General features: G+C 56.1%; 25 protein-coding genes and 1 pseudogene. 6 read left to right on the top strand and 20 right to left on the bottom strand.

Translation table 11 applies throughout. From position 1 onward, the window contains the following. Positions 1–32: 32 nt before the first annotated feature. The 7 genes from proY to ACZ3HG_RS14500 form a co-directional block, all read right to left on the bottom strand. Positions 33–1385 (bottom strand): proline-specific permease ProY, encoded by a 1353-nt coding sequence (proY, locus tag ACZ3HG_RS14470; protein ID WP_191935156.1) that lies wholly within the window; start codon positions 1383–1385, stop codon positions 33–35. 53 nt (positions 1386–1438) lie between these two features. Beyond that, complete coding sequence (gene brnQ, locus ACZ3HG_RS14475) at positions 1439–2761, bottom strand: branched-chain amino acid transport system II carrier protein (RefSeq protein ID WP_191935155.1); 1323 nt, start codon at positions 2759–2761, stop codon at positions 1439–1441. Between the two features lie 415 nt (positions 2762–3176). After that, positions 3177–4277: a cobalamin-independent methionine synthase II family protein gene (locus ACZ3HG_RS14480; RefSeq protein ID WP_191935154.1), complete on the bottom strand. Its 1101-nt coding sequence runs from the start codon at positions 4275–4277 to the stop codon at positions 3177–3179. 188 nt (positions 4278–4465) lie between these two features. Then, positions 4466–5389, bottom strand: coding sequence for a PstS family phosphate ABC transporter substrate-binding protein (locus ACZ3HG_RS14485; protein ID WP_191935153.1), 924 nt, complete (start codon positions 5387–5389; stop codon positions 4466–4468). A gap of 19 nt (positions 5390–5408) precedes the next feature. Beyond that, a complete protein-coding gene (phoR, locus tag ACZ3HG_RS14490; protein ID WP_465333142.1) occupies positions 5409–6722 on the bottom strand; it encodes a phosphate regulon sensor histidine kinase PhoR in 1314 nt (437 codons plus the stop codon). Positions 6723–6745: 23 nt separating this feature from the next. Beyond that, a complete protein-coding gene (gene phoB / locus ACZ3HG_RS14495; RefSeq protein WP_013200999.1) occupies positions 6746–7435 on the bottom strand; it encodes a phosphate response regulator transcription factor PhoB in 690 nt (229 codons plus the stop codon). Next, on the bottom strand, positions 7435–7635 hold the full coding sequence (locus ACZ3HG_RS14500; protein ID WP_191935151.1) for a hypothetical protein: 201 nt from the start codon (positions 7633–7635) through the stop codon (positions 7435–7437). Before ACZ3HG_RS14500 ends, phoB begins: the two co-directional genes overlap by 1 nt. Positions 7636–7647: 12 nt before the next feature. Here ACZ3HG_RS14500 and sbcD point away from each other — a divergent pair, with 12 nt between their 5' ends. Both sbcD and ACZ3HG_RS14510 read left to right on the top strand, forming a co-directional pair. After that, positions 7648–8868, top strand: a complete 1221-nt coding sequence (gene sbcD / locus ACZ3HG_RS14505; RefSeq protein ID WP_191936928.1) for an exonuclease subunit SbcD — start codon at positions 7648–7650, stop codon at positions 8866–8868. Further along, entirely contained in the window at positions 8868–12227 is a 3360-nt protein-coding gene (locus ACZ3HG_RS14510; protein ID WP_465333145.1) for an AAA family ATPase, read from the top strand. Before sbcD ends, ACZ3HG_RS14510 begins: the two co-directional genes overlap by 1 nt. A gap of 36 nt (positions 12228–12263) precedes the next feature. On the opposite strand, the gene ACZ3HG_RS14515 is transcribed toward ACZ3HG_RS14510, so the two are convergent. Genes ACZ3HG_RS14515 through ACZ3HG_RS14525 form a run of 3 tightly spaced genes read right to left on the bottom strand, consistent with a single transcriptional unit; the run spans position 12264 to position 13953 of the window. Continuing rightward, on the bottom strand, positions 12264–12911 hold the full coding sequence (locus ACZ3HG_RS14515) for a DUF799 domain-containing protein (protein WP_062747837.1): 648 nt from the start codon (positions 12909–12911) through the stop codon (positions 12264–12266). Continuing rightward, positions 12911–13261, bottom strand: a complete 351-nt coding sequence (locus ACZ3HG_RS14520) for a DUF4810 domain-containing protein (protein WP_191935148.1) — start codon at positions 13259–13261, stop codon at positions 12911–12913. The genes ACZ3HG_RS14515 and ACZ3HG_RS14520 overlap by 1 nt, the downstream gene beginning before the upstream one ends. Before the next feature lie 17 nt (positions 13262–13278). Continuing rightward, positions 13279–13953 (bottom strand): CsgG/HfaB family protein, encoded by a 675-nt coding sequence (locus ACZ3HG_RS14525; RefSeq protein WP_465333147.1) that lies wholly within the window; start codon positions 13951–13953, stop codon positions 13279–13281. Positions 13954–14235: 282 nt separating this feature from the next. Here ACZ3HG_RS14525 and ACZ3HG_RS14530 point away from each other — a divergent pair. Further along, positions 14236–14484, top strand: a pseudogene (locus ACZ3HG_RS14530) (ethanolamine permease); the annotation flags it as partial. A 59-nt stretch (positions 14485–14543) separates the two neighbouring features. Here the strand turns inward: ACZ3HG_RS14530 and mak are convergent. Continuing rightward, on the bottom strand, positions 14544–15449 hold the full coding sequence (mak, locus tag ACZ3HG_RS14535) for a fructokinase (protein WP_465333149.1): 906 nt from the start codon (positions 15447–15449) through the stop codon (positions 14544–14546). Positions 15450–15595: 146 nt separating this feature from the next. Between mak and rdgC the strand changes: the two genes are divergently transcribed. After that, complete coding sequence (rdgC, locus tag ACZ3HG_RS14540; protein WP_465333151.1) at positions 15596–16507, top strand: recombination-associated protein RdgC; 912 nt, start codon at positions 15596–15598, stop codon at positions 16505–16507. A 72-nt stretch (positions 16508–16579) separates the two neighbouring features. On the opposite strand, the gene ppnP is transcribed toward rdgC, so the two are convergent. From ppnP to aroL, 5 genes are all read right to left on the bottom strand, one after another. Then, positions 16580–16870 carry a pyrimidine/purine nucleoside phosphorylase gene (gene ppnP, locus ACZ3HG_RS14545; RefSeq protein ID WP_465333153.1) on the bottom strand — a complete coding sequence of 97 codons (291 nt, stop codon included), beginning with the start codon at positions 16868–16870 and terminating at the stop codon, positions 16580–16582. 100 nt (positions 16871–16970) lie between these two features. Beyond that, positions 16971–17648 (bottom strand): AroM family protein, encoded by a 678-nt coding sequence (locus tag ACZ3HG_RS14550; RefSeq protein ID WP_191935143.1) that lies wholly within the window; start codon positions 17646–17648, stop codon positions 16971–16973. A gap of 308 nt (positions 17649–17956) precedes the next feature. Beyond that, entirely contained in the window at positions 17957–18748 is a 792-nt protein-coding gene (locus ACZ3HG_RS14555) for an IclR family transcriptional regulator (protein WP_191936933.1), read from the bottom strand. A 141-nt stretch (positions 18749–18889) separates the two neighbouring features. Further along, a complete protein-coding gene (locus tag ACZ3HG_RS14560; protein WP_191935141.1) occupies positions 18890–19081 on the bottom strand; it encodes a YaiA family protein in 192 nt (63 codons plus the stop codon). Between the two features lie 133 nt (positions 19082–19214). After that, positions 19215–19739: a shikimate kinase AroL gene (gene aroL, locus ACZ3HG_RS14565; RefSeq protein WP_191935140.1), complete on the bottom strand. Its 525-nt coding sequence runs from the start codon at positions 19737–19739 to the stop codon at positions 19215–19217. Positions 19740–20045: 306 nt separating this feature from the next. On the opposite strand from aroL, the gene ACZ3HG_RS14570 reads away from it, so the two are divergent. Then, entirely contained in the window at positions 20046–20732 is a 687-nt protein-coding gene (locus ACZ3HG_RS14570) for a DUF2076 domain-containing protein (protein ID WP_191935139.1), read from the top strand. A 37-nt stretch (positions 20733–20769) separates the two neighbouring features. Here ACZ3HG_RS14570 and ACZ3HG_RS14575 read toward each other — a convergent pair whose 3' ends face one another. After that, positions 20770–21219: a YaiI/YqxD family protein gene (locus tag ACZ3HG_RS14575; RefSeq protein WP_191935138.1), complete on the bottom strand. Its 450-nt coding sequence runs from the start codon at positions 21217–21219 to the stop codon at positions 20770–20772. 163 nt (positions 21220–21382) lie between these two features. Here ACZ3HG_RS14575 and proC point away from each other — a divergent pair, with 163 nt between their 5' ends. Beyond that, positions 21383–22195, top strand: coding sequence for a pyrroline-5-carboxylate reductase (gene proC, locus ACZ3HG_RS14580; RefSeq protein ID WP_191935188.1), 813 nt, complete (start codon positions 21383–21385; stop codon positions 22193–22195). A 38-nt stretch (positions 22196–22233) separates the two neighbouring features. On the opposite strand, the gene lpxO is transcribed toward proC, so the two are convergent. The 3 genes from lpxO to iraP all read right to left on the bottom strand — a co-directional run bounded on the left by lpxO (position 22234) and on the right by iraP (position 24052). Beyond that, the gene (gene lpxO / locus ACZ3HG_RS14585; protein ID WP_191935137.1) at positions 22234–23145 is read right to left on the bottom strand and encodes a lipid A hydroxylase LpxO; all 912 of its coding nucleotides are present in this window, start codon (positions 23143–23145) and stop codon (positions 22234–22236) included. 178 nt (positions 23146–23323) lie between these two features. Further along, positions 23324–23629, bottom strand: a complete 306-nt coding sequence (locus ACZ3HG_RS14590; protein WP_465333157.1) for a PsiF family protein — start codon at positions 23627–23629, stop codon at positions 23324–23326. A 159-nt stretch (positions 23630–23788) separates the two neighbouring features. After that, positions 23789–24052 (bottom strand): anti-adapter protein IraP, encoded by a 264-nt coding sequence (gene iraP / locus ACZ3HG_RS14595; RefSeq protein ID WP_465333159.1) that lies wholly within the window; start codon positions 24050–24052, stop codon positions 23789–23791. Positions 24053–24255 lie beyond the last annotated feature (203 nt).

A 24255-nucleotide genomic window follows, 5' to 3' on the forward strand; every position in this document is an offset into this window, starting at 1 on the left:
GCTGGTCAGTTGAGCTGACCAGCATTGAAGGTTTATCGATTTTTGCGTTTCACCCACTGCCAGCTCACCAGCAGCAGCAGGATCCAGCCCATCCCGACATAGAGCGATATGCGGGTATCGGGAAAATAGCCGATCAGCCCAATCACAAACAGCAGGAACAGGATGCCAACCATCGCGGTCGCCGAGCCACCCGGCAGCGCGAACTTCAGCGCGTTCTTTTGCTCAGGGGTCAGCGTACGGCGGAAGGCAATCTGAGAGAAGAGGATCATAATCCACACCCAGACGGTGGCAAAGGTCGCCAGCGAGGCAATGACCAGGAACACTTTTTTTGGCATCAGATAGTTCAGGTATACGGCCACCAGCATCGCCATCATCATTGCCAGCACCGTCACCCACGGGATGCCCCTGCGCGATACGGTAGCAAACACCTTCGGCGCATGCCCCTGCTCAGCCATACCGTGCAGCATCCGTCCCACGCCAAACACATCGCTGTTAATCGCCGACAGTGAGGCGGTGATCACCACAAAATTGAGGATGGTGGCCGCTGCGGCAATGCCCATATGCTGGAAAGTAAGGACAAACGGGCTGCCGTTGGTCCCCACCTGGTTCCACGGATAAATCGACATAATGACAAACAGCGTACCGACATAAAAAATCAGAATTCGCAGCGGGACGGTATTAATCGCCCGGGGAATCGATACCTGGGGATCTTTCGCTTCACCCGCTGTGATACCGATGATCTCAATGCCGCCAAAGGCAAACATCACCACCTGCAGTGACAGCACCACGCCAATCCAGCCATTGGGAACAAAACCGCCGTGAGTCCAAAGATTGCTGATCCCGGTGGCCTGGCCACCGTTGCCAATGCCCCAGAAAATGATGCCAAAACCGGCGACGATCATCACCATAATGGTGGCGACTTTAAACAGTGACAGCCAGAACTCGACTTCGCCAAACACTTTCACCGTGGCGAGATTCAGCGCGCCGATAATCAGTACCACGCTCAGTACCCAGATCCAGTGCGCTACATCCGGGAACCACACGCCCATGTAAATACCAAAGGCGGTGACGTCGGCAATCGCGACAATAAGAATTTCAAAACAGTAGGTCCAGCCGGTGATATAGCCAGAAAGGGGGCCGAGGTAATCTCGTGCATAGCGGGAGAATGAGCTGGCCTGCGGGTTGTTCACCGACATTTCGCCCAGCGCACGCATAATAATATAGGCGGCGACACCGCCGATAAGATAGGCAATCAAAACGCCGGGGCCGGCCATTCTGATAGCATCCGCCGAGCCGTAAAACAGCCCGGTGCCGATGGCAGAACCCAGCGCCATAAAACGAATATGGCGGGTGTTCAGTCCCTTTTTGAGTGTTGTACTTGTCATTTTTCCACCTGTCGGCCTCTTACCGGCAAGAAGGTAAGAGGGAGTTTACAACGCTATTGCTGATGCGCAGTAACCGACTGGCGACCTGAAACGCGATCGTACACGGCCACCAATACCAGCATCACCAGTGAAGGCGGCAACCATGCCAGCCCCTGATCGGCTAAGGGCAGATTCTGGGTAATAGCGGGCAGGATTGCCTTAAAGTTGGTGCTTTTTATTGCATCGACGATGCCAAATACCAGGCTGACCAGCATTACCGGGGCAACGATCCTTGTACTTTTTTTCCACCATTTCAGGGTGAAACTTAACAGTACCAGCACAATACAAGGCGGGTAAATCGCAGTTAACACTGGAATTGAGATCTGAATCAGATGGCTGAGGCCCAGGTTGGACACCACCATGGAGAACAGACCCAGAATAAACACCAACTGACGATAGCTGAGAGGCAATAATTGCTCAAAAAACTCCGCGCAGGCACAGGTCAGGCCCACGGCGGTGACCATACAGGCAACAAAAATCAGCGCGGCCAGGAACAGGCTCCCCATGTTGCCAAAAGTATGTTGAACGTAGGCGTGGAGGATCGCTGCCCCGTTTGCCTGCTGGTCAACGATGGACGCACTGTCGGAGCCCAGTTTAAACAGCGCCAGATAAACCAGCGTCAGCCCTACGCCAGCAATCAGTCCGGCAATCACGGTGTAGCGGGTCAGCAATCTGGCATCACCGATGCCGCGCGAACGGGCAGCGTTAACAATGACGATCCCAAACACCAGCGCGCCAAGCGTATCCATCGTCAGATAACCGTTTACAAAGCCACTGGAGAAGGCTGCACGCTGATAGTCAACGGTAGCCGGAACCAGACCGCCTGCCGGCCACAGCAGAGCCGCGACGCCCAGTACGGTCAGAGCTAAGATCTTCAGTGGTGCCAGGACGTGGCCGACCGTATCGAGCAGTTTGCCGGGATACAGGGAAATGCCAATCACCAGCGCGAAGTAGACCACGCTGTAGATCATCAGCGGCAGTGCGCCATCGCCCGTCAGAGGGGCAATTCCTACCTCAAACGATACGGTGGCCGTGCGCGGTGTCGCAAACAGCGGCCCGACGGCCAGGTAACACACCGTCGCCAGTACCACGCCAGCGGCTCTGCCGATCGGTGAGCTAAGGGCATCAATACCGCCGCCCACGCGCGCCAGGGCAATCACCGTGATCACCGGCAGACCGACGGCGGTGATCAAAAAGCCAAGCGCGGCGATCCAGACGTGTTCGCCGGACTGGATCCCTACCATAGGAGGGAAGATGATGTTTCCGGCACCGACAAACAGGGCAAACGTCATAAAGCCCAGTGCCAGAATATCTTTGGAAGTTAAACGATGTGTCATAAGAAATCGTGTTGCCCGTGATGGTGTGAAAAGTCGTGTTATCAGGTCTCTTTGTAAGACCTGTGTCCCTGTTTGCTCTAAAAACGCGGTCTGACAGAACCTATGCAGTGGAAACCACTTCCAATGGCATTATCAACAGCGAATGTGAGCTGATTATTTTCTGTATACAGGGTGATGACGAAAAAACGGGGGTAAGTAGAACGTTTATAGCGGCGAAAGGCAATACGGGATCGAAAAAGCAGGATGATATAGCGCAAAAAACTGCATAACCAGTGCATATCTTTAGTTATCAGAATAAATGCGTTACATGATTTGTATCATTTTTGTCCGGCGGGAGGGTGAATTCGGCAATAAGCACCCTGTTGATGCACAAAGGGCGCGGAAACCCGCGCCCCGTACACAGAATGACGCTGGCTCACCAGACGCGGCTGGCGACATCCACCACCAGACGGACCTTGGCCCACTGCTGCTCTTCGGTCAGGCTGTTGCCCTCTTCGGTGGAGGCAAAACCACACTGTGGGCTGAGGCAGATCTGATCCAGACTGACAAACTGTGCGGCTTCATGGAGACGTTTTTCCACGGTTTCCGCCGCTTCCAGATCACCGGTTTTGGTTGTTATCAGTCCCAGTACCACCTGCTGTTTGCCTGGCTTGATAAAGCGCAGGGGCTCGAAGCCACCTGAACGCTCGTTATCGTATTCCAGGAAGAAGGCATCTATGTTTACCCCACCAAACAAAATTTCTGCCACGGGTTCATAGCCCCCTTCGGAAATCCAGGTAGAACGGAAGTTACCGCGACAAACGTGCAGGCCAATCACCAGGTCGTCCGGCTTACCTTCAAGGGCCTTATTCAGCACACGAGCATAGGTGCGGGCCAGCACCTGTGGATCGTCACCGCGCTCCCGGATCTGCTGCTGCTGATCGGCTGAACACAGGTAGGCCCAGACTGTATCGTCCAGCTGCAGATAGCGGCACCCTGCCTCATAAAAGGCGCTTATCGCATCGCGATAGGTCTGCGCCAGATCGTCAAAATAGACATCAAGATCCGGGTAGACATCAGCATCTATGACTTTACGCCCACCGCGAAAGTGCAGCACGCTGGGGCTGGGAATGGTCATTTTGGCGACGGCGTCACCGCTGATGCTTTGCAGGAAGCGGAAATCATCCAGCATCGGATGGTCGCTGAAGCCAAGCTTACCGGTCACTTTCACACCGCGCGCTTTGGTCTGTACGCCGTTAAACTGAATGCCCTGTTCAGCCTCATAGCGCTCCACCCCGTCCAGTCCGTCAAAGAAGTCGAAGTGCCACCAGGCGCGGCGGAACTCACCGTCTGTCACCACCTGCAGGCCGCTTTCACGCTGGCGTGCCACGACCTGACGGATCGCATCATCTTCCACCCGACGCAGCGCTGCGGCATCGATCTCACCGGCTTCAAACTGCTTACGGGCCTGCTTAATTTCAGCGGGACGAAGGTAGCTGCCCACCACTTCGGCACGGTATGGGGTGAAAGTAGTCATGATGAAAGCCTCCTGGCCTGTACGTGGCGCATAGTTTAGTGACGAAATAGTTACCGTAGGTTATCCATAGACTTCTGGACGTCTACATGGCTGTCACTAAGAGTGTCATGAGAATCTTTCAGGGGCAAACGAGGAAATTTCACCGTACATGAATAAAATTCAACTTTGCCTGGTGTGGCCGCTTGCTGTCACGGCGCTAACATCGCGCGGGCACGCTGCCTCTGCTGCTCCGACAGCGGCAGATAACCCGCCTGGCTGACCAGCGCCTGCCCCTGCGGCGAGAGCGCTAAACGCAGGAATGCAGCGGTGAGGGGCTCCAGCGGTTTATCCGGGGCTTTATTGACGTAAATATAGAGGGGACGGGCATAGGGATAGCGTCCGCTGCGGATATTGTCGATGCTGGGCGCAATCCAGTCGTTGCCCTCGCGCGCCACTGGCACGGTTTTTACCCCACTGATATGAAACCCGGCGCTGGCATAGCCAATGCCGTTCAGCGTTCCTGCTACCGCCTGTACCACGGCTGCCGATCCGGGATACTCCCCAACATCGTTGCGAAAATCGCCGTTACACAGCGCCTGCTGTTTGAAAAACCCCCAGGTGCCGGAGGCCGAATTACGACCAAAGCGCTGCAGGCCCCGTGTCGCCCAGCCGGGCTGAGTGAGCTGTAAATCCCCCCAGGTTCGGGGCACCGACAGGCCGCCACAGCGGCGGGTAACGGAAAAAATGGCATCCAGCTGCTGTGCACTCAGTCCGGTAAGTGGGTTGTCCTGATTGACCACCACCACCAGCGCATCCATCGCCACCGGAACGGCCAGCGGAGGATAGCCGTAGCTGTCCTCAAACAGCTGGCGCTCGGTGGCCTGCATCGGTCGGCTCATCGCCCCAAGCTGGGCGGCCCCGGCTGCCAGCGCGGTCGGGGCCGTTGATGACCCCGCCGCCTGGATCTGTACGTTCACCCCGGGGTACTGCCGGTTGAAACTGTCCCCCCACAGCGCCATCAGGTTACCCAGCGTGTCAGAGCCAACGCTGGTCAGATTACCTGCCAGCATTCCCTCTTTCGCCGTCGCCGGTGACATCACCAGCACCAGCGCCAGCGCGATTAACGTTTTCATTGCATGGGTTCCGTAAGACTTAACGCTGCGCATTCTCAGCCAGTTCGGCACTGACAATCAACCTTGGTGGTAGTTGAAAGCTGAAACAGGTTTCGCTGCCGGGCTTGCTGGTGATATCCAGCCGCGTGTTGTGGTGGCTGAGCGCGTGTTTCACAATCGCCAGCCCCAGTCCGCTGCCGCCGGTCTGCCGCGATCGCGCTTTATCCACCCGGTAGAAGCGCTCCGTCAGCCGCGGCAGGTGTTCCGGCGCGATGCCCGGCCCGTTATCTTTCACCTTAAACTGCGCCCCCTGCGGGCTGCGCAACCAGCTGACGTCAATGCGCGTCCCGTCCGGCGTGTGGTTCACGGCATTGTAGACCAGATTAGAGATCGCACTACGAAGCTGCTCATCATTGCCAAAGACCCGCAGATGCGGGTCAGTGTGAAAATGAATATCGTGGCGGCCATTACTGAGGGTTTCCGCTTCGCGCTGTAGCACGCGGAGCATCATCGGCACATCCACTTTTTCCTGCAGATCCAGCGCCGGTGCCGCTTCGATACGGGACAGGGTAAGCAGCTGTTTCACCAGGCTGTCCATGCGTTTGGTTTGCTCCTGCATGGTATGCAACGCCTTATCACGCAGACTCCCCTCCAGCACGGAGTCATTCATCATCTCCAGATAGCCCTGCAGGACGGTTAATGGCGTGCGTAGCTCATGGCTGACATTGGCAAAAAAGTTGCGGCGTGCGCCCTCCAGCTGGTGCATCTGGGTCACATCACGCGCCACCAGCAGCCACTGCCCTTCGCTGTAGGGCATTACGCGGAACTCAAGATGACGATGGCTGTTAAGCACCAGCGTCAGCGGGCGGGAAAAATCACGCTGGCGCAGGTAGCGGGTAAATTCAGGATAGCGCAGCAAATTCAGGATGTTCTGACCGTTATCTTCCGGCCAGCGCAGCCCCAGCATCTGCTGCGCCAGACCGTTGCACCAGAAAATGGTGCCCTCTTCGGTGGTCAGCACCACCGCATCGGGCAGCGATTCCGCGCCACTGCGAAAACGTTTAATCAGATGGCCGAGCTCACGGCGACGGCGACGGTTGCGCGCCTGCATTTGATACAGACCGTAGAACAGCGGTTCCCAACTGCCGCGGCCGCTGGGTGGCGTCATGCTGCGGTCAACCCACAGCCAGTGAGAGAGTCGAAGTAAGTTGTTGAAATGAAAACCCAGCACGCACAGCACTGAGACTAACAGCAGCCAGGGCAGCCCGCCCACCAGCAGCCCGAGGATCAGTGCGGGCAGGCTGGCGAGCAACAGCTCAAGCAATAATCTCTTCCAGGAGAGGCGTTCCAACACGGTTCAGACTCCAGCGCGAACAATCAATAGCGTGCAGAGAAACGATAACCTGTTCCGCGAACCGTCTGCACCATACGATCGTGCCCGGTCAGCTCCAGCGCTTTACGCAAACGGCGAATATGAACGTCGACGGTACGATCTTCGACGTAAACGTTAGTTCCCCAGACGTGGTTTAGCAACTGCTCACGGCTGTAGACACGTTCCGGGTGGGTCATAAAGAAGTGCAGTAATTTATATTCAGTCGGCCCCATTTCCAGCGGCTGTGTGTCGGACATTACGCGATGCGAGGACGGGTCAAGACTCAGCCCCTGCATCTCAATAACCTCTTCCACCGCCATCGGAGAGATACGGCGCATCACGGCCTTGATGCGTGCCACCAACTCTTTCGGTGAAAAAGGCTTGGTGATGTAATCATCCGCGCCCACTTCCAGGCCACGCACGCGATCCTCTTCCTCACCGCGCGCCGTCAGCATCATCACCGGAATATCCCGGGTCATGGCTTCACGCTTCAGGTGCTTAATAAACTGGATGCCTGAACCGCCCGGTAACATCCAGTCCAGCAGGATGAGATCCGGCCACGGCTCAATCAGCAAGTTGACTGCGCTGTCATAGTCCTCGGCTTCGATCGGTTGATAATCGTTTTGTTCCAGAACGAAACACAACATCTCACGGATTGGGGCTTCATCTTCCACCACCAGAATACGCTTGGCCATTATTGCTCCTGCTGCTGTGACAGGTTGTCACGGGGATATGCGGCGCCATTATGCGTCAGTTTTATGACACTTTTATGAAAAAAGCACCCCCTGAAAGCATTGATGGAATTAAATAAAATCCCCTGCACAGCAATAATCTGCCTGTCGTGGATAATTCGGCAGGCAGGACGGGTATACTTCCCGCCATCCATTTCCGCCATGAAAGGACCCCCATGCGCATCATTCATACTGCCGACTGGCATCTTGGCCAGTTTTTCTATACCAAAAGCCGGGCGGCCGAGCACCAGGCCTTTCTTGACTGGCTGCTGGAAAAAGCAGAAGCGCAGCAGGCCGACGCCATTATCGTCGCCGGGGATATTTTTGATACCGGCTCGCCGCCGAGCTATGCACGCGAGCTGTATAACCGCTTTGTGGTCAGGCTGCAGCAAACCGGCTGTCAGCTGGTGGTGCTGGGTGGCAACCACGATTCAGTGGCGATGCTGAACGAATCGCGCGAACTGCTGGCCTGCCTGAATACCCGGGTGATCGCTGCAGCCAGTGACGATGTCAGCCAGCAGGTCCTGCTGCTGAACCGCCGCGATGGCCAGCCCGGCGCACTGCTCTGTGCCATCCCCTTTTTACGTCCGCGCGATATTCTGCGCAGTCAGGGCGGCCAGTCAGGGCGGGAGAAGCAGCAAAGCCTGCTTGAGGCCATTACCGATCATTATCAACGCTGCTGGCAGGAGGCACTGACGCAGCGTGAGGCGCTGGGACTGACGCTGCCGATTATCGCTACCGGCCATCTGACCACTCTGGGGGTGACCAAAAGCGACGCGGTGCGCGATATTTACATCGGTACGCTGGACGCCTTCCCCGCCGACTGTTTTCCCCCGGCAGACTACATTGCCCTCGGTCATATTCACCGCGCCCAGCGTATTGCCAACAGCGAACACATTCGTTACAGCGGTTCGCCCATTCCGCTCAGTTTTGATGAATTGGGTAAAGCCAAAAGCGTGTTTCAGGTCGACTTTGACGCGGGCCGTTTCGTTGCCGCTGAGGCGCTGCCGATCCCATCCTTCCAGCCGATGCAGATGATTAAAGGATCGCTGGAGCAGATCGAACAGCAGCTGGCGGCGCTGACGCCCGATCCGCAGGGCAGAACTGTCTGGCTGGATATTGAGATCGTCACTGACTCTTATCTCAGCGAGTTACAGCGCCGTATTCATGAGCTGACCGCACCGCTGCCGGTGGAGGTGGTGCTGTTGCGCCGCAGCCGCGAACAGCGGGAGCAGGTTATCGCCCGGCAAAATAATGAAACCCTCAGCGAATTGAGTGTTGAGGAAGTGTTTTCCCGCCGCCTGGCCCAGGAGACCGACGAACCGGAACGACAGGCGCGGGCCCGTGCGCTGTTTGCCCAAACGCTGGAAGCAGTGCGCCATGAGGAGCAGCCCTGATGAAGATCCTGACCCTACGCTTTAAGAACCTCAACTCGCTGAAAGGCGAATGGAAGATTGATTTTACCGCTGAGCCGTTTGCCAGCAACGGGCTGTTTGCCATCACCGGCCCGACCGGCGCGGGAAAAACCACGCTGCTGGATGCCATCTGCCTCGCGCTGTATCACGAAACCCCACGTCTGAAGAGCATCACCCAGTCACAAAATGACCTGATGACGCGTGACACTGCAGAATGTCTGGCGGAGGTGGAGTTTGAGGTTAAAGGCGTGGCGTGGCGTGCATTCTGGAGTCAGAACCGCGCACGCGGTGCCGCTGATGGCAATTTGCAGGCCCCGCGCGTGGAGCTGGCGCGCTGCGATGACAATAAGATTGTGGCCGACAAGGTCAAAGACAAGCTGGAGACGATCGCCGCTCTGACCGGGCTGGACTTTGAACGCTTTACGAAATCCATGATGCTGTCGCAGGGCCAGTTTGCCGCATTTCTTAATGCCGATGCCAATAAACGCGCTGAACTGCTGGAGGAGCTAACCGGTACCGAAATTTACGGAAGACTCTCTTCGGCGGTGTTTGAACGACACAAACAGGCGAAGGTGTTACTGGATACCCTGAGAGCGCAGTCAGGCGGCATGGAGTTATTGAGCGAAGCGCAGCAGGTCAGCCTGAATACGCAGCTGGCACAAAGCATTGCGGAGGAGCAGGCACTCACTTCGCAGCAGCAGACCCGGCAGCAAAAAGTGCACGAATTGCAACAGCTTGAGCAGCTACAGCGGGACCGGCAGCTGCTGAAAGCCCGCGTACAGCAGCTGGATGAACAGCGACAACAGGCACAGACCGCACTGACGGCGGCAGCGCAGCAGCAGCAGCAGGCTTTGCTGGCGCAGGAGCAGCATCAGACGCTGCACCTGCAGCAGGACACCCTGATAGCAGAACACATACTGCCGCTCGATCTGCAGCTGAGCGCTCTGCGGGAGCAGGTTCAGCAGCAGGTCCGTGAGCAGAATGAGCACCAGCAGGCGTTCGCCTCACGCCAGCAGGAAAGCGTGCAGAACCTTCAGCTGCAGACGGAAAAACAGTTGCAGCAGCGGCAGCTTAACGACTGGCGCAGCGCCCATGCGCAGTATGAACGTTACGGAGAGTCTCTGCCGCTGTGGCGGGAACGTTTCCGTCAGCAGCAAGAGAGTGAGCAGTCACTCACATCTTTGCGACAGCAGGTAGCGACCCGCCAGCAGGCGCTGGTGCAGTATGAACAGGCCTGCGCGCAGCTTCAGCAGCAGCAGACGCCTTTACAGCAGCAGCTTACCGACGCAGAACAGGCACTTGCTCAGGCCCGGCAGCGGCTGGTACCGCTGCAACAGCAGCACCCGGAAGAGTCCCTGCGTGCGGCGCTGGCGCAGTTTGCCCGGCAGCGGCCGCAGCGCCTGCTGCTGGCAACGCTGCTTCCGCAGGGCCATCAGCTGAACGGTCGCCTGGCCCGGTTACAGCAGGAACACCAGGCGCTGACGCAGCAGATCCAGAAAAACAGTGAGCAATTACTTACGCTTCGCGCGTCATGGAAAGAGAAGTATCAGCATCAGCAGGATCTGGATAAACGCTGTGAGCTGGAACGGCGCATTGCCGATCTGGAGCAGCACCGGGCGCAGCTGGAGGCCGGTCAGCCCTGCCCGCTGTGTGGTTCAGAGACTCATCCGGCAGTGCAGGCATATCAGGCATTACAGCTGTCAGAAAACCAGCAGCGGCTGGCCACCCTCAGGCGCGAGGTTGAACAACTGAAAGATGAGGGAAGCACCCTCGCCGCCCAGGTGAAACAGGCGCAGACGCAGGAGGCCCGTCTGCAGGAGGAAATGGCCGATCTGGGCCGTCAGCTGCAGCAGCTGGAGCAGCAGTGGCAGAATGCCGCGGGTGCACTCTCGCTGACGCTGACCCCGCAACAGCATGCGCAGGCCAGTGAGTGGCTGGCAGAGCAGGAACAGCAGGAAAGCACCCTGCAGCAGCAGCTGGAAGCGCTGGAGCAGGCACTGCGCCACTGTCAGCTGCAGAAAGAGGGGCTTTATCAGCAGCAGCAGGCATGGCAAAACCTGCAACAGCAGATCCAACTGCAGCAGCAGGAGAAAGCCGCCGCCGTGCAGGCCCTGAACGCACAGCAGCAGCAGCTTGAACAGGATGAAGCGCGTACACAACAGCTCCTCAGCAGCCTGGCAGAAGCATTGAGTCCGCTGGGTCTGTCACTGCCGCAGGACGGCGACTATCAGGGCTGGCTGCAGCGCTGCGAACAGCAGTGGCAGGCATGGCAACGTAACAGCGAGGCGCTGGCAGCGCTGGTGCCCGAAATGGCCACTCTCGCCAGCCGCCAGCAGGCGCTGGATGATGAACTGCAGCAGCAACAGACGCGACTGACCGCAGGGGATGAGCGCCTGCAGCAGCAGCAGTCGATGTTGAACCAACTGCAGCAGCAGCGTCAGGCGCTGTTTGGCGATCGTCTGGTGGCTGACGTTCAGCAGCAGCTGCGGGCGGCCGCCGCGCAGCACGATCGGGCCGTGCGCCAGGTTCAGGTGCAGTGGCAGGAGCAGCAGGACCGGATAAATACTCTGACCGGACAGCATAAATCACTAAATGAACAGTTGATTACTCTGCAGTCGAAATTAGATGATGCCTTAACCAAAACAGGTACGGTGGACGACCTCCCTGCCCGGCGTGCGCTGCTGGAATCTGAACTCCACGGGCTGAACCAGCAGCTGCGGGAGCTGGCCAGCCAGCAGGGCCAGCTGCGTCAGCAACTACGCGATGACAGCGAAAGGCGGACTCGTCAGCAGGCGCTGCTGGCGGAGATTGCGGCTAACGAGCAGCATCTGGAGGACTGGAGCTACCTGAATCAACTGATTGGTTCCAGAGAGGGGGATAAGTTCCGCCGCTTTGCGCAGGGGCTGACGCTGGATCATCTGGTGTGGCTGGCGAACAATCAGCTGAACCGTCTGCACGGGCGCTATCTGCTGCAGCGAAAGTCTCAGGAAGCGCTGGAGCTGCAGGTGATCGACACCTGGCAGGCGGATGCACAGCGCGATACCCGCACGCTGTCAGGCGGTGAAAGTTTTCTTGTCAGCCTCGCGCTGGCGCTGGCGTTGTCGGATCTGGTCAGCCATAAGACCCGCATTGAGTCGCTGTTCCTGGACGAAGGGTTTGGCACGCTGGATGCGGAGACGCTCGACAGTGCGCTTGACGCGCTGGATGCACTGAACGCCAGCGGGAAAACGATTGGGGTGATCAGCCACGTGGAGGCGATGAAAGAGCGCATTCCGGTGCAGATCAGGGTGAAGAAGATTAACGGACTGGGCTACAGCAGGCTGGAAACGCCTGTGGCGTAGGGGCGTTCTAAGACGAACGCCCCAGCGGCATTGACGTTATAACGCCGTTTTCACTTTTGCACGCGGCCCCGGCAGGATGCTGCCGTTGCGGCCATCGGCGGTGAGCATGGTTGCTCCGGCGATGATGGCAATATCATGGCTTTTGTCAGACATATTGCTGGACATCTGTTTCACCGCCGCGGTGATCAGCATCCCCAGCAGGCCGTTATTGCTGTTGTCCTGCGCGTCAGAAGCATAGCCCTTACCGGACCATATTTGCTTACCGCTGCGCAGATCCACCAGCCGCGCGGTGGCGCTGACCTCAGTGACACTGTCCACTACGCGGTACTGGCTGCCATAGCTGTCGATATCAATATACAGCGCCGCATCCGCGTGGAAGATCTCATACAGTTTCGCCGTGCTGACCGCCTGAGCCTCCGCGCCGCTGGTCAGCCCGTTCTGCTCAAAGGTTTTATCGACCACGGCGACCGGGAAGACATAGTAACCGGACTCGGCCAGCGGTGCCGTGACCACAGACACCAGGCTGCGGGCCGCTGTGATATCCGGGCTGCTGTTTTTCGCCGGCAACACCACAATAGAACGTGGCTTACTGGCGCGGAACGCGCTGTAATCGTAAGGCGTTTGTTTCGCACAGCCACTCAGCACCAGCGTTGCGGCTACGGCAATAAGGGTCCATAGTTTCATTATTTTTTCACCTTATTGCGCATCAGGAAATCCATATAGGCCGCTGATTCTGGGAACAGGGTCTTTTCCATATTAAATTGCTGGAAGGCCTGGTCCGGATGGCCGGTTTCAACATAGAGCAAACCTGTCTGGGCATGGAGACCCGGCGGTACCGGTTTATTTTTCGCCTTCGCCTGCTCAACAATGGCATTCAGTGATTCAATCTGCTGTTCAGGCGATTTATCATTTTTGTAGTAACTGTAAATCGTGGACTGATAATCACCCCAGTAATACACTGTTTCTTTTTTTTCGGCGCAGGCGACCATCAGCAGCGCGACCAGGGTCACGCTGGCAATTTTAATCACGTTCATTATTTCATCCCTGTCGATTATTTTACCGGACGCCATGCGCCTGATTCGATTCCCTGTACCAGATGATTCACGGCTTCACGTACCGCTAAATCCATCACCTTACCATTCAGCGTGGAGTCATAGCTGGCAGTGCCGCCAAAGCCAATCACTTCGCGATTTGACAGGCTGTATTCACCTGCACCCTGCACGGAATAAACCACTTCAGAAGTGGCGACATCAACCACATTCAGATTCACCTTGGCATAGGCAACCTGAGACTTGCCGCGGCCAAGAATGCCCCAGAGCTGCTGGTCTCCAACTTCTTTACGACCAAACTCGGTAATGTCACCGGTGATCACATAGGTAGCGCCTTTGATGGTCTGCTGGCTGCCTTTGTACTGCGCTTCCGCTTTCAGTTCGTCAAGGTTGGCACGATCCAGCACGTTAAAACGGCCGGTCTGTTGCAGATGCGTAATAAGGATAGTTTTTGACTGATTGCCCAGGCGGTCAACACCATCAGAGAAAACCCCGTTCATATAAGAAGAACGGTTATCGAACTTACCGACGGCAATCGGGCTTTTCGCTCCCTGATATTGTGGCTGAGAAGCCGCAGCGACCTGAGGCGCTTCAATAGAACGGGAGGATTCAGTGGCACAGCCGGAGAGGACCGATGAGCTTAATAAAGACAAAGCAACAAGGCTTGTGGATTTCATTTCATTTCCCTGAAAGAATTCGTATTAAAATAATAACCCTGAACCTGAGCAGCATCCAGATTATAGCCAGAATGGATTATTATAAAATAAAGGCGGGATGCCTTTGGCACAAAATATTAGCACAGGGTAATTACAAAAATAAACGTAAAGATTCAATTATTTTAATTTGTCACGGCCGTCAATTATAAGATAACTAAGTATTATCTTAACTTAATTCAAATAACCCGACGCCGGTTAACAGTGATAACCTATATCCTGTCTACCCTGCCAGCGCATCCTGACGCCATCATCGCGGGCGGCGTCATCGGTATTGCCGCCATGTTCAGCGACGGCTGGATTAATCTGCAGGGCATGACGCTGACGGCGGCCATAATCACCCTGGCGGTAGAGTGCCAGGTGGTCATGGTAGGGTTCAACGCCCTGATCGGTGCGGTGTTTGCTGCACTGATGCTGGCGGGTTATCTGTGGTTCCTGCTGACCAAAAGCCAGCGTGATAACGCGCCACACGATGCGATGTTGCAGGGCGAATAAGGCGCGGTTGTCCGTGCATTACCGGGGCCGATCGGCGTCATCCTCAACCCCGGTTTCGATCACAACGGCCAGAGCCAGGCCGCACCGCGTACCCCGCTGGAATCACCGTGGATCGCCTGACGGATGGGCGTTTCGCACTCCCCGCCAAACACCCAGTTTTTCATCAGCAGCGGCAGCGTCTGATACAGACGGTCAACGTTGCTCATCCCTCCGCCCAGCACAATCATGTCCGGGTCAAGAATGTTCACTACGTTAGCCAGCGACTTTGCCAGCCGCAGCTCATAGCGGCTCATCGCCAGCTCAGCCACCGGATCCTGCTGCGCAACCCGCTGCATAATCTCCACCCCCTTCAGATCGATACCGCTCAAGCGCTGATAGTCGGTGGCAAAGCCGGTGCCGGAGATAAAGGTTTCGATACAGCCCTGCTTGCCGCAGTAGCAGGGCACTTCCGCACGGTAACGCAGTTCGTCTTCATCCATCCACGGCAGGGGGTTATGCCCCCATTCTCCGGCATTGCCATTGCCGCCGCTGTGCGCCTGGCCGTTAAGCGCCACGCCCGCGCCACAGCCGGTGCCGATGATCACCGCAAACACCGTCTGACGGCCTGCCGCCGCGCCATCAACCGCTTCCGATACCGCCAGGCAGTTGGCATCATTGGCGATACGCACTTCGCGGGCCAGCCGCTGCTGCAAGTCCTTATCCAGCGGCTGGCCGTTAAGCCAGGTGGAGTTGGCATTTTTGACCCGCTGGGTAAAGGGCGACAGCGTGCCGGGAATGCCGATACCGATGCTGCCCTGCTGACCGGTCTCCTGCTCTGCGCGCTGCACCAGCCCGATGATATTTTCCAGGGTTTTCTTATAGTCGTCACGCGGCGTGGGCACGCGATAGCGGAACAGCTCTTCCCCCTGGTCAGATAAGGCAATCACTTCTGTTTTCGTGCCACCTAAATCGATACCGATACGCACTTGTTATTCCTCATTATTTAACGTGGAGATCATTACCTTAGAAGGTGCGGTGCGGAAAGGCAATGAAACGCCGCCGCCGATTCGCTATCATGCGCGCTGACTTTGAACTCGCGCGCCCTATTGCGCGCCCTGAGAGGGAATGCAGCATGCTGTGGTTTAAAAATTTGATGGTTTATCGTCTCAATCGCGACATTCCGCTGGTGGCAGACGAGATGGAAAAACAGCTCGATGCCTTCTCTTTCAGCCCCTGCGGTAGCCAGGATATGGCCAAAACCGGCTGGGTTTCACCGATAGGTCCGCGCAGCGACGATCTGACGCACGTCACAAACGGTCAGATCCTGATTTGTGCGCGTAAAGAAGAGAAAATGCTGCCATCACCGGTGATCAAGCAGGCGCTGGAAGCGAAAATCAGCAAGCTGGAAGCAGAACAGTCTCGCAAGCTGAAGAAAACGGAAAAAGACTCCCTGAAAGAGGAAGTGCTACACAGCCTGCTGCCGCGCGCCTTCAGCCGTTTCAGCCAGACCTATGTGTGGATCGACACCGTGAATAACCTGATCATGGTCGACTGCGCCAGTGCGAAAAAAGCAGAGGATACGCTGGCCCTGCTGCGTAAGAGCCTCGGTTCACTGCCTGTGGTCCCACTGACGCTGGAAAGCCCGATTGAGCTGACCATGACCGAATGGGTGCGTTCGGGTGAGCTGCCTGCCGGATTTGCCCTGATGGACGAAGCCGAGCTGAAAGCGATTCTGGAAGATGGCGGCGTGATCCGCTGTAAGAAACAGGACCTGGTGTGCGATGAGATCGCTAACCATATTGAAGCCGGCAAGCTGGTGACCAAACTGGCCCTCGACTGGCAGGAACGTATCCAGATGATCCTGTCGGATGATGGCTCCATCAAGCGGCTTAAGTTCGCCGATATTTTACGTGAGCAGAATGACGATATCGATCGCGAAGATGTCACAGGGCGTTTTGATGCGGACTTTATTCTGATGACGGGTGAGCTGGCGGCCTTGATCAGTAATACCGTGGAAGCGCTGGGCGGGGAAGCACAGCGCTAATTTGCCGATCGCTCCGCTCACGTCTGCGGACGATGCAGGGCTGACCTTTTCATCCGGTCAGCCCTGAAAAAATCAGTCTTTCAGATAACGGCACAGATAGGCAGACGGCTCGGCCACCTGTAAATGGAATTCACTGTGGCCCGGTACATTAAACGCCTGGCCCGGCTGATAGTGTTTCCACTCTACCTCTCCCGGCAGTAATACCTTCAGTGACCCACTGACCACGGTCATCTCTTCTGCCTGAGCCGTGCCAAAGGTGTATTCACCTTCGGCCATCACGCCCACGCTGGCACGCCCGGTGCTGGCACTCTCATAACCAATCGACTTCACTTTACCGTCGAAATACTCACTAACGTTGAGCATATAAATTCCTTAAAATCAGAGACAAAGGTAAGTTCGCAGTGTAGAGCCATAATTAACGGGCTGTCACGCACTATTGCGTACCACGCACTGCAATCGTGATTTACACCAGCAGTTCTGCAGCCAGTTTTGCCACCAGCACATTCGACAGCACCACCGGTATCCCCAGCAGCGCCTGCAGAAAATCGCGGTGGCGCTGGTGATAGCCGAGGCAGTCAAGCACCACAACGTCGGCCCCCTGCTCCTGTAATGACAGCGCCGCGTCGATCAGCTGGTCATCATCTGCACGATAGGGACTGGCCACGGCAAAACAGGGGGGGCGCGCCAGATTTTTCCATTTACTGGCCTGCGCGGTGATTTGCCCCGCTTTCGACACCACAATCCCGGCCTGATGCCCGTCGACAATGGCGGCAACCAGCGGCGGGACAATGCGGTGCGGCTCCAGCAGAACGGCCGTACTGGAAAATAATCGCTGACTGGTGTCGGGCTGCAGCAGCAGGATGGTGTCATACCCGCCCTCTTCCAGCTCAAGAATTCGCCGCTGCAGCCCGCCCTCGATCTTTTCCGCTGACAGCATGACGTCCCGGTCATTATCAATCCGCAGCGTCAGCGTTTTTTCACCAGCGTCAGGGGCATACTGTTGCTTAATTTGCTGATGCGTCAGGCCGTCGAGCAGGCCAACACAGGTAATTTGCTCTTCAGGAAGATGTTCCAGCAGCAGTGGCATAATGTCAGTGCGCGGAGACTGCCCGCCGGAGAGAATGACCAGAGATGGTTTCATAGTGCTTATTCCACATACTGCAGGCGATCACCCTGCTTCATCGCAGGCAGCAGTCTCGTCATCCTCCCGGGGTCGATGAGACAACAGCCTGAACAGTTCTTTTATTCAATAATAGCAGCAACGCCGGACGCGGCCCGCACTCTGCCTTATTTCTCAGTATAAAGAGAGACCCCCTGACAGACTCAGGGGATCCTTCTGGGGGATGATTTCTCTGCCTCTGAACGGGCGTTTAAGATAATCATCATTGTAACGGTTACTGCAAGTGCCCTGGTGAGGCGTATTTCATCGCCGCTCAGGCGATGAAATAATTACTGCACGAAGGAGGCAATGCGCCCCCCCGGTCCTTCGCTATCACCGTATTTTCCGGCCAGCTGGCGCGTGACACTTTGTAAGGCATCGAGCGCAGGGGGATCATACGGTGAGGCGTGATGCTGCGAGGGGAAGGAGAGGCAAAGCGCGATGGTTTCCCCCCGATGTTTATTAGCGATAGTGGTAGACACCGCGCTGATGCCCTGCAACGTTTCATTACGCGCCATCGCCCAGCCCTGCTGACGGATACAGGCCAGTTCAGCCAGTAAGTGATCCAGAGACTGAGGAGAGTTGGGGGAATTAACCTGCCAGCCCCCGGCGTAGAGTTTTCTGACGTAGTCGTCGCTGTAGCGGGAGAGGATTGCCCGGCCCACGGAGGTTTCTGCCGCCGGCAGCCTGCTGCCCGGTGGGGTGACCACCTGAATGAACATCCGCCCCTGAAACATCCGCATCACCATAATCTCGCGGCCTTCCAGCACGGAGATATAGCCCGTACAGCTTGATTCCGCAGCCAGCCTCGCCATCAGGGACGAAGCACTGTCCACCAGCGGCGTGGAGAGATAATGACTGGCCAGCGTCAGCAGCATCCGCCCAACGTGAAAGCAGCGTGTATCAGGATCGCGCTCCAGTAAACCTTCGCTTTCCATCGTCGAGAGCAGGCGGGATACGGTACTTTTTGGCAGCCCAAGTGCCTGAGCGATGTCGGTAAACGTCAGCCCGGGCTGTCCTTGAGTAAGACCACTACGATTAAACAACTTCAGTACGGCGGTGGCGTTTTCTAACGTGGTCATACCGTTATTTCCACTATATGGAACTTCTGTTCCTTTTTTTTGCGATAACTAAACCTACGACCGGACAGGTTCAGGGTCAAGTATTAATTGTGCTGGCGAAAGGTGGGGAACGCAGGGGTGTCGGCATCCTTGCCATGGACATTACTCTTTGGACTGATCTTCGTAACGCTTTTTGGCGTCCAGCGCTTCCTGCTCGGTTTCGTGTTCGCTGATCAAGGTATCAGGTTTCGGATGATCGGCACGCAGTTCGTACCAGATCACCGATTTGCCGGGTGCGCCTTTCTCTACCGGTACGATATTCGCTTCTCGTGGATATGGCGGTCTGCCTGGCATAGTGCTCCCCTCTCTGATGTCAGTGAATGGCGTAGTCAGTATGACTGCTCACATCAGAGTATAGACAACCGTAACGGTTTAACCGCCAGGACAAGAGAAAAGACGCCAGCATCATGCCACTTCAACAGAACACTTAGCTGGCGCGGGCGAGAGAAAGTACGCTGAGGATCTGACTGACCACCTCGTCCGGGCGCTGCATGGCATCAATAATATGGTGCGCGGCCTGACGATAAAGCGCATCACGGGCTGCCAGAACCTCGACCATTTCTTCCGCAATAGGACGTCCGGTCAGCGTCGGACGCTGTTCCGTCTCAGGGTAGGCTTCCAGCCGGCCGGCCAGCACAGCGGCCTCGGCCTGCAGATAGATGACCTGCCCCTGCTCACGCATAAACTGACGGTTTTCTTCCGACAGCACCATGCCGCCGCCGGTGGCGATCACCGTGGCCGCTGCGCTGACGGTTTTGAGCGCGGCAGTTTCACGCAAGCGGAAGCCGGGCCAGCCTTCACGGGTCACTATATCGGCGACCGTCTGACCGCTGGCGTTTTGAAGTGCGTGGTCAGTGTCACAGAAGCGATACCCCAGCGCCAGCGCCAGAGCGTGGCCAACGGTCGTTTTGCCGCAGCCGCGTGCGCCGACCAGATAAATGGGTAATGACATAACAGGCCCTTCCTTAAGCAAACGCCAGCGTCGTTAACAGCGCACGGCTGGCCAACCAATAATTAACGTTGCAGCGCATGATACCCGACAATATGCTGGTGGGCTATAAGTCACGTTTTATTTACAGGCACCCTGCCCACTGCAAGCATTAACCACATGATTAGTAAAATATAAATGGTGTAACAAAATAGTTACACCCTGCATATCTGCGCCGAGATCACCGCAACATTTCCTTACGCCAGTACGATTTACTTTCCCGTCACTCATGCCAATAGTAATGCTGTCGCCCGTTTTCGGAGAAACACAATGCAGAACGAAGAACAGCAGTTAATTGATAACCTGTTTACCCGATTGAAGCAGGCAGAAGCACAGTCCGGTCCCCGTGACAGCGCGGCAGAAAAACAGATCCAGCAGCAGATCCAGCAGCAGCCCGGTGCCCCCTACTACATGGCACAGGCTATCCTGATCCAGGAGGCGGCGTTAAAGCAGCTTAACGCCCGCGTCAGCCAGCTGGAAAATGACCTGTCGCAGGCGCGGCAGCCGCAGCAGAACAGCGGCGGCTTTCTTTCCGGCCTGTTCGGCGGCGGCAGGAGCCCACAACCCGCTCAGAGCACATCCGCCCCCGCACAGCCCTGGGGCAATAACGTTGCGCCCGTAACGGCACAGCAACCTGCCTATGCAGCCGCCCCGCCGGCTGGCCGCGGCTTCATGGGTGGCGCACTGCAAACGGCGGTGGGTGTGGCAGGCGGCGTGGTCATGGCCGAGATGCTGACCAGTATGTTCCAGCATCAGCAGCCGCAGGAGATCGTCAACATCATTAATGAGCCGCCGTTACCTGATCCTGACCTCAATAACAATCTTGATACCTTTAACGGCAGCGACAATAACGCATTCTCCGGCCAGGATAATGGCCTGCCGCAGGACGATGTCAGTGACGATTTCAGTAATGACGCCTTTGCTGATAACGACTTTGATGACGATAATTTTGTCTGAGTGCGGACAATGCCTCTCCCCGAAGGGAGAGGCCTGCTCACTGTCGCTGCTGCTGTAACCATTTATCCAGTTCATTGGCAAACTGCTGACGGTCACGCTGGTTAAGCGCTGGCGGCCCACCAGTCTGCACCCCGCTGCCGCGCAGAGTGTCCATAAAGTCACGCATGGTCAGTCGCTCACGAATGGTGGCATCGCTGTAACGTTCACCGCGCGGGTTCAGCGCGACGGCACCCTTTTCCATCACCTCCGCAGCCAGAGGAATATCTGCGGTGATCACCAGGTCGCCAGCTTCCACGCGTTGCACAATTTCGTTGTCTGCGACGTCAAATCCTGCCGCAACCCGCAGGGTACGCAGAAAACGCGACGGGGGAACGCTCAGTGACTGGTTCGCTACCAGCGTCACCATAATCTGTTCGCGTTCCGCCGCGCGGTAAAGCACGTCTTTGATCACTTTCGGACACGCATCGGCATCCACCCAAATTGGCATGGCTGTTTCCTTTTAAACAATCGTGAAGGGTCAGATCTTCCCACTCTTTTCAAGAATGGCAAAGGGAATCTGCACCCTTTGTAGTGTAAGCCTGGTGAAAGCTGAGTTAAGGTGTACCTGTGGCATCTGCCAGATTTTCACAGACTGATTAAGCAGGGAGATTATCATGGAAAAGAAAGTAGGCTTTATTGGCTGCGGCAATATGTCAAAAGCCATTATTGCAGGTCTGGTCGCCGCCGGGCAGGTTAAACCTGAAAACATTCTGGTTTTCGACCGCAAACCCGACACCAATCGGGCGATGCATGAGCAGTATGGCATCACCCCGGCCGGCAGTGCCGAAGAGGTAGCCCGCGAGGCCGACATTCTGTTTGGGGCGGTGAAACCGAACGTGATCCTGTCCGTACTGAAAGATATTGCCGGCAGTCTGAACAAAGAGACGCTGATTGTCTCTGTCGCAGCGGGTATTACGCTGGATGCCCTCGCTACCGTGCTGGGCCACGACCGTAAGATCGTCCGCGTCATGCCCAACACCCCGGCGCTGGTCAATGAAGGCATGACCTCGGTAACCCCCAACGTGCTGGTGACGGAAGAGGAAGCCCGTGAGGTGGTGGAGATCTTTAACGGCTTTGGTAAAGCGGCGCTGGTACCCGAATACCTGATCCATGCCGTGGTGGGCGTCAGCGGGTCAGCCCCGGCCTATGTCTTTATGTTTATTGAAGCGATGGCAGACGCTGCGGTACTGGGGGGAATGCCCCGTGCACAGGCCTATCAGTTTGCCGCCCAGGCGGTAAAAGGGGCCGCGCAGATGGTGCTTGAAACCGGTAAACATCCTGCCGAACTGAAAGATATGGTGTGCTCACCCGGAGGGACCACCATTGAAGCGGTGAGGGTACTGGAGCAGAAAGGCTTCCGCTCTGCGGTTATTGAAGCGATGCATCAGTGCATGGCCAAATCAGAGCAGATGAGCCGGCAGTAGCTCTCGCGGTGCCGCATCTCAGGCGGCACCACCCAGCCCTAAGTCAGGGCGCTGGGAAGAATAATCAGCAGGAAGATCAGCACAATCAGCGAGTGCTTTACCGCATAGTAAAGTGTGCGGTTGCGTTTTTTCAGGTTTTGCCCGGCGTCCCGTATACGGTTTACGTACTTAAAAATACGATTAATTGCGCCGACCCGGTCCCCCTCGTCATTCGGTGAACTGGCGGCTGACATCAGCGTTTCCCCCACCCAGCGGTTGACACGCTGTGCCCACGGCCATTTCATGGGGCGTTCGACGTCGCAGAACAGAATGATTCGTGTTTTTTCACTGCCGTTTTGCGCCATATGCACGTAGGTTTCATCGAAAATCACTGCTTTGCCATCCCGCCAGCTGTGTCTGATACCATCCACGTCAATAAAACAGCGATCATCTTCCGGCGTCAGCAGACCCAGATGATAGCGAACCGATCCGGCGTAGGGGTCGCGGTGCTTGCCGAGATGGCTGCCGGCGGGAAGCTCGGCAAACATGGCCGCTTTGACGCAGCCGATGTCACTCAGCAGCGCACAGGTGACCGGACAAAGCTCGCGGGCAGAAGGATGAACATCGTCGTACCATTTCAGATAAAAGCGTTTCCACCCTCGTTTGAAAAACGTATTAAACCCGGCATCGTTATGGGTCTGTGCCGCTTTAATATGATCCTGCAACCGTACGGCCTCTTCCCGGATTGCCTGCCAGTTATCAGTCAGGCTGTTTAATTCAGGAAAAAGGTCATGATCAAAATAGGGCTGTTTATCAGGCAACGCAGAAAGCCCGGTCATAAACATATTGATGGGGGCCATAAAAGTAGAGTGATCAAATAACTGCCGAGAAAACTTGAGTTTTACCCTGCCGCGCGAATGCGCATAGATCACACTGATAATAAAGATAGCGATAATGATAATAGCCACCATACAACACATCCTGTAGTTGTTAGTGAATAAAGGGCAACAGTGGTCGGACAGAGCAGTCACCGCGTCGGGATAAAAGCGGTCATTTTAAAGAGAGGCTGGCACTGAATTTAACAATCAGTGCCAAAGGTCGTGCGGGAAAAAGAAAGGAGAATACGGCAGCCGTCAGGGACACGGTTATTCAGCCTTTTTTCAGGCAGGTGCTCATAAAGGTTTTACGCTCATCGCCCTTCAGCATTTTTTCACCCGCCTGCGCATTACAGGTTTTCATCTTCCGCTGTTGAGGGGTCATCCCGTCCATTTTATTGTCTTTACTCAGGCAGTGGCTCATAAAGGTTTTTCGTTCGTCTCCTTTCAGCATTTTTTCACCCGCCTGCTGATTACAAACCGTCATTTTCTGCTGCTGTGCCGTTTTCTCAGCGGCACCGGCATACCCGGCCGCCGTCAGCGTCAGCAGAGCAGTCGCTATCAGTAATTGCATTTTCATTCTGAACCCATCCCGTTATTGTTATCAGCACACCTTTGAGTGTGGCACGACTTTTTTTTTCAGCGAGTCAGAGAGTGGGAAACTTTAACCGGGGTAACATTAAAACAGACCGCCGCCACATACATGTGAGCAGGTGGTGGGATTAATACAGAAAGGGAATTACTGGCGGGGATGGTTTAACAGGCGCTGGATGTAGCTTTCCAGCAGAGGCGCATCTTTTGTCAGGTCCGGTGCCATCGAGGTTGAGGCCGTTCTCATTGCATCAGAAATGCTGGTGCTCATGGCCTGCAACTGGTCTCTGTCCAGTTTTCTCAGCAGGGCGGTAACGACAATCTCCAGAGCTTCTACCTGCGCCACCAGCTCTTTCGACTCTTCTTCTTTTTCCGCCAGCCTGATCAGTAATTCAGCGATGAGGTTTTTCATGCGAATGTCTCAGCGAGTTAAAGCAAGACGGTATCATTCGCATCAAAAAAATAAAACTCATATTTGCTATATATTTTCGCGACTTATGCCCCAAAACAGAGCAATAAAAGCGTTTTATTTTTCGAAACGTTTCGCTGGCAGCACCCCGGTCAGTCAGGACGGGATTGTTGCCATCCGGGGCAGCGATCCGCCCCCGATTGAAG

The organism is Erwinia sp. PME.40.26/001, assembly GCF_055556675.1.